Source organism: Acidovorax sp. LjRoot204 (assembly GCF_056175785.1).
This window is the reverse complement of the sequence record NZ_JBGFFF010000211.1, coordinates 1-6,088: the sequence shown is the minus strand read 5'-3', so window position 1 is coordinate 6,088 and position 6,088 is coordinate 1. Positions and strand designations below refer to the sequence as shown.

The 6,088-nt window shown below is 64.3% G+C and carries 5 protein-coding genes; 1 reads left to right on the top strand and 4 read right to left on the bottom strand.

Annotated features, from left to right (window positions below; all coding sequences use genetic code 11):
* The 4 genes from dapE to dapC form a co-directional block, all read right to left on the bottom strand.
* Nucleotides 1–1,013, bottom strand: a 1,013-nt coding sequence (gene dapE, locus AC04MI_RS22690; RefSeq protein ID WP_476498769.1) for a succinyl-diaminopimelate desuccinylase, incomplete at its 3' end; no start/stop codon positions are given.
* A gap of 162 nt (nt 1,014–1,175) precedes the next feature.
* Nucleotides 1,176–2,339: a PilT/PilU family type 4a pilus ATPase gene (locus tag AC04MI_RS22685; protein ID WP_056744943.1), complete on the bottom strand. Its 1,164-nt coding sequence runs from the start codon at nt 2,337–2,339 to the stop codon at nt 1,176–1,178.
* A 71-nt stretch (nt 2,340–2,410) separates the two neighbouring features.
* Nucleotides 2,411–3,244 (bottom strand): 2,3,4,5-tetrahydropyridine-2,6-dicarboxylate N-succinyltransferase, encoded by an 834-nt coding sequence (gene dapD / locus AC04MI_RS22680; RefSeq protein WP_476498768.1) that lies wholly within the window; start codon nt 3,242–3,244, stop codon nt 2,411–2,413.
* 16 nt (nt 3,245–3,260) lie between these two features.
* Complete coding sequence (gene dapC, locus AC04MI_RS22675; RefSeq protein WP_056062643.1) at nt 3,261–4,466, bottom strand: succinyldiaminopimelate transaminase; 1,206 nt, start codon at nt 4,464–4,466, stop codon at nt 3,261–3,263.
* Between the two features lie 181 nt (nt 4,467–4,647).
* Here dapC and AC04MI_RS22670 point away from each other — a divergent pair.
* A partial coding sequence (locus tag AC04MI_RS22670; RefSeq protein WP_476498767.1) for a methyl-accepting chemotaxis protein occupies nt 4,648–6,088 on the top strand: 1,441 nt, incomplete at its 3' end.

Here is a 6,088-nt window from a genome sequence, read left to right as displayed (position 1 = left end):
TCGCTGGTACCACCGGTGGTGGAGAGTTCGGTGGCAATGCCCGTCTCGGAGGCGATGGCCTGCTGCACGGCGCCCACCAGTTCACCGGGCGTGGTGAGGAAGGGCTGGCCGCCCAGCGTCCAGCGCAGGTCATATTCGAGGCCGTGGCGGTCGAGCACGGCGTGCACGCGCTGCTGCAGGCCATCTGCCGTCGATTCGGTCGAGAAGCGGAAGTTGAAGTCGATCACCACCTCACCCGGGATCACGTTGSTKGCGCCGGTGCCSSCATGGAWGTTGCTGATCTGCCAGCTGGTGGGCGGAAAGAAGGCATTGCCGTTGTCCCACATGGTGGAGGCCAGTTCTGCCAGGGCGGGCAGGGCCTGATGGATGGGGTTGCGGGCCAGTTGTGGGTAGGCGATGTGGCCTTGGACACCGCGCACGCTGAGCTTGCCGCTCAAGGTGCCACGCCGTCCATTCTTGATCATGTCACCGGTTCTCTCGACCGAGGTCGGTTCGCCCACGATGCAGTAATCAAGCTTTTCGCCTCGCGCCTGGAGCTGCTCGACCACGACCTTGGTGCCGTCAACGGAAGGACCTTCCTCGTCACTGGTCAGCAAAAAGGCCAGCTCGATCAGCGGTGCGGGCGTGGCGGCCAGGAACTCTTCCACCGCGACCACAAAGGCTGCGATGGAGGTCTTCATGTCGCTCGCACCCCGGCCATAGAGCTTGCCGTCCTTGTGGGTGGGCACGAACGGGTCGCTGCTCCACTGGGCCAGAGGCCCGGTGGGGACGACATCGGTATGGCCTGCGAATACTACTGTTTTGATAGCGGATGAGGCATGATTCACTAGCGCTACCGGTCGCTTTGCCCACAAATTGCTGACACGGAAGTCTGTGGGGCCACTGTCCAGTCGTTCGCACACAAACCCGAGCGGAGCGAGCCGTGTGGCCAGCAGATCCAGGCAGCCGGCGTCCTCCGGCGTAATGGAGGGCAGGGAGATGAGCTGTTCAGCCAGGTGCAGGGTACGGGACATGGGATGGGGTCAGGGAATGGAGGCAGGCAGCCGGGCTGCGATCATGGGTACAGGCATTGGCGCTGCGTGGCCCAGGCCAGAGCCGCCGAGCAAGGGATGCCAGGCACCGAGCGCGTCGTTCCCCTGAGGGAGGACTCCGCAGGCCGCTCAAGGGGCGTCACATCACGCCGCCGGCTTGACGTCCAGCACGATCTCGGTGAACGACGGTGTATCGTCGGGTGCATCGCGTGCTTCTTTCTGGGCCTTGGCGGCGTTGGCGGCCAGGGAAAAGTCGTTTTGCAGSCGCCACATCAGGTTGGTGGGCGAATCGGCGTAGGCCATGCCTTCCTTTCGGTCGATCTGCGCATCCATGATGAGGCGGGCCAGCGCTTCTTCAAAGGTCTGCGATCCTTCAGCCATGGATTTTTCCATGGCCTCGCGGACGCCCGAGAAGTCGCCTTTTTCGATGAGATCGGACACCAGCTTGGTGTTGAGCATGACTTCAACTGCCGGCACCCGGCCGCCGTCGGTCTTGCGCACCAAGCGCTGGGAAACCACGGCTTTGAGTGCCGATGCCAGGTCGCCCAGCATGGTGGGTCGTACTTCGACAGGGTAGAACGACAAGATGCGGTTGAGCGCGTGGTAGCTGTTGTTGCCGTGCAGCGTGGCCAGGCACAGGTGACCCGACTGCGCATAGGCAATGGCGGCCGACATGGTTTCGCGGTCGCGGATTTCGCCGATCAGGATCACGTCGGGTGCCTGGCGCAGCGCGTTTTTCAGGGCGGTCTGCAGGGACTGGGTGTCGCTGCCGATCTCGCGCTGGTTGACGATGGATTTCTTGTTCTTGAACTGGTATTCGACCGGGTCCTCGATGGTGAGGATGTGGCCTGTGAGCGCCTCGTTGCGGGTGTCGATCATCGACGCCAGCGAAGTGCTCTTGCCTGAACCCGTGGCACCCACCATCAGGATCAGTCCGCGTTTTTCCAAGATGAGTTCGCGCATTACCGGGGGCAGGCCCAGGGAATCGAACTCGGGAATCTGCTGGGAGATGAAGCGGATCACCACCGCATAGCTGCCACGCTGGCGCATGGCGCTGACCCGGAAGCGGCCCACGCCGCTGAGCGGCACACCCATGTTGAGTTCGCCAGTTTCTTCCAGCTCTTCGATACGGTCCGGGGGAACCACTTCGGACAGCAGGTTGCGCGGCGCATCGGGCGGCAGGATCTGGTTGTTGATGGGCACGCACTCGCCGTTGATCTTGATCAGCGCCGGTGCGTTGGCCGACAGATAGACGTCGGAGGCCTTTTTCTCTGCCATCAGGCGAAGAATTCGTTCCATCGTGCTCATGGTGTTTCCCTCTTGTTGTCAGTCTCTGTCGGTGGGGCGAACGGCCCGGGCCGTCCGCAGGTCCCCGTCAATCAGTCGCGCAGCAGGTCGTTGATGCTGGTCTTGGAGCGCGTTTGCGCATCGACCTGCTTGACGATGATGGCAGCGTACATGCTGTAGGGCGTGCCGTTGGCGGCCGTCTTGGGCAGGTTGCCGCTGACCACCACCGAGCCCGAAGGCACGCGGCCGTAGCTGATTTCGCCGGTAGCACGGTTGAAGATGGGSGTGCTCTGGCCSAKGTACACRCCCATGCCSAGYACSGAGTTTTCYTCGAYCACCACGCCYTCGACCACYTCGGAGCGSGCRCCGATGAAGCAGTTGTCYTCRATGATGGTSGGGCCGGCCTGCAGMGGCTCSAGCACRCCGCCRATGCCSACGCCRCCCGACAGGTGCACGTTGGMRCCRATCTGYGCGCASGAACCCACGGTGGCCCAGGTGTCGACCATGGTGCCTTCGCCCACGTAGGCGCCGATGTTCACGTACGARGGCATCAGGATCGCGCCCTTGGCGATGWAGCTGCCRCGGCGGGCCACRGCMGGCGGCACCACGCGCACGCCGGTGGCTTTCATCTCTTCTTCGGACAAGTGGGCAAACTTGGTCTGCACCTTGTCGTAAAAGCCCAGGTCGCCAGCCTTGACGACCTCGTTGTCCTTGAGGCGGAACGACAGCAGCACGGCCTTCTTGATCCACTGGTGCACRGTCCACTGGCCCACGCCTTCGCGGGTGGCCACGCGCAGCTTGCCATTGTTCAGCTCGGCAATCACATGCTCGACGGCGTCCTGGATCTCCTTGGGGGCGGCGGCGGGCGAGAGGCTGGCGCGGTTTTCCCAGGCGTTGTCGATGAGGGTTTGGAGTTGTTGGGTCATGTTGTTGTCGATCAGATCAGGCAGTACGGGATTGGATGAATTGCACGATGCGCAGCGCAGCTTCCACGCATTCTTCGGCTTCGGCCACCAGGGCCATGCGCACGCGCTGGGCGCCGGGGTTGCTCCCCTGGGCCTCGCGGGCCAGGTAGCTGCCGGGCAGCACCGTGACATTGTATTGAGCCAGCAGGGCGCGCGCGAACTCGGCATCGTCCATCCCCAGGGCTTCCGGTACTTTGGCCCACAGGTAAAAACCGGCATCCGGCAGGGCGACTTCCATCACGCCAGCCAGCAGCGGTGTGACCTGGGCAAACTTCTTGCGGTACAGCGCCCGGTTGTCCACCACGTGCTTTTCATCCCCCCAGGCAGCGATACTGGCGGCCTGCACGATGGGGCTCATGGCGCTGCCGTGGTAGGTGCGGTAGAGCAAGAACGACTTGATCAGCGCTGCGTCGCCMGCCACGAAGCCGCTGCGCATGCCGGGCACATTGCTGCGTTTGGACAGACTGGTAAAGGAGATCAGGTTCTTGAAGTCGCCGCGCCCCAGCTGCGCCGCAGCCTGCAGGCCGCCCAGGGGCGGCTCGTCGCGGAAATAGATCTCGCTGTAGCACTCGTCCGAGGCAATCACAAAACCGTAGCGGTCGCTCAGCTCAAACAGTTTCTTCCACTCGCTGAGCGGCATCACGGCGCCCGTGGGGTTGCCAGGGGAGCAGACGAATAGCAGCTGGGTGCGTTGCCACACAGCCTCGGGCACTGCGTCCCAGTTCACCGCAAAGTTGCGGCCGGGGTCGCTGGCCGCGTAGTACGGCTGGGCTCCCGCCAGCAAGGCGGCACCTTCGTAGATTTGATAGAACGGATTGGGGCAGACGACCAGCGGCTGGCCTTGCGAGGGATCGATGATGGTCTGCGCAAATGCAAACAGTGCCTCACGCGAGCCGTTGACGGGCAGCACCTGGGTGCCCGGGTCCAGGGTCAGCGCATAGCGCTGTTGTATCCATTGGGTGAAGGCCTCGCGCAGCTTGGGTTCGCCTGCGGTGGCAGGGTAACTGGCCAGTCCGCCCAGGTTGTTACTGAGTGCATCTTTGATGAACTGCGGTGTAGGATGGCGCGGCTCACCCATGCCCAGGCTGATGGGGCTGTAAGCCGCCGGGAGTGTGACTCCCGCAAAGAGTTGCCGCAGCCGCTCGAAGGGGTAAGGCTGGAGTTGGGAGAGCAGGGGATTCATGGAGCGACATTATGGGCGAAGGGCATACGCCCACGGCACGGTGCAGGGTGTCGCGCCGTCCATGGCGAGGGGCGGGGCCAGGTGCGCAGTCAAGCACTGTTTACCCCATGCCGAGTTGTCAATCCGACGTAAGAGCGGGCACATAGCATGGCCCACATTCAAAAACGATAACGGAGACAAGATGTCTGGATTCCTACCGCTGCGCCCCGGGCTCTGGTGGATGCGCAGGTGGCACCTGCCGGGCAAACTGGTGACGCTGGGCGTGGTGATGGCTGGCGCCCTGGCGATGGCCGCCTTGGATGCTCCGTGGTGGGCGGTGGCATTGGCAGCCGCCGTGGTTCTGTATGCACTGTGCGCGTTGTATGCGGGTCTGGCATCCGACCTGCAAGGCTTGTCGCATGCGATGGAGCAGACCACACGCGGTGACTTGTGTGCCAGGGCGGGTGTGTATGGACGGGACGAGGTCGGGTCCATGGCCCAGTCGCTGGACCGCATGGTGCTCGCACTGTCGTCCATGGTGGCCGATATCCGCAGCAATGCCGCATTGGTGGCCCATGCGGGACAAAGCCTGGCGCAAGGTAACCGGTCGCTGGCCGATCGCACCGAACAGCAGGCGGCCAACCTGGAGCAGACGGCTGCCAGCGTGGAGCAGCTGTCGTCGGCCGTGCAGAGCAACGCACAGACCGCGCGCAGCGCCGATGCCCGCGCCGCAGAAGTACGCAAGGCCGCCGACACCGGAGCCGAGGCCATGGCCCGCGCCGTGCAGTCGGTGGAGGCCATCCAGCAAAGCGCGCGCCGCATGACCGAGATCATTGGTGTCATTGACAGCATTGCGTTTCAGACCAACATCCTGGCCCTGAACGCTGCGGTGGAGGCCGCCCGTGCGGGTGAGCAGGGCCGCGGCTTTGCCGTGGTGGCGGGCGAGGTGCGCACGCTGGCCAAGCGCTCGGGTGATGCGGCGCGGGAGATCCGCGAGCTGATCGGCGCCTCGGTCAGCCAGGTGGAGGCCAGCGCCGGGTTGATCCGATCGGCGGGCGAGGGCATTGCCAACATGGCCAGCGGCATCCGCAGCGTGGCGGCGAGCATGACCGAGATCTCCGGCTCCAGCGCCGAGCAAAGCACGGGACTGAGCGAAGTCAGCTCCGCCGTGCAGCAACTCGACCAGATCACGCAGCACAACGCCCAGATGGTGGGCCACGCGGTCTCGCAGGCCGAGGCGCTGGAGCACCGCGCGTCCACCCTGTCGCAAGCGGTGGCGGCGTTTCGCCTGCAGCAGGGCACAGCCGATGAGGCAGTGGGCCTGGTGAACAAGGCGGTGGCGCTGCACAAGACCAGTTCGCGTGATCAATTCCTGCGCAGCATCACCGACAAGACCCAGCCCTACCATGACCGTGACATGTATGTGTTTGTGCTGGACGCCGGCGGGACCTATCTGGCCTTTGGTGGCAACCCGGCCAAGGTGGGCACGCGGGTGCAAGACATCCCCGGCATTGCAGGCGACCGGCTGGTGAGCGACATCGTGACCCAGGCCGACCGCGCCCCGGGGTGGGTTGAGTACGACATCAACAACCCGGCCACCGGCGCGGTGCAAACCAAGATGTCCTACGTGAGCCGGGTGGGGG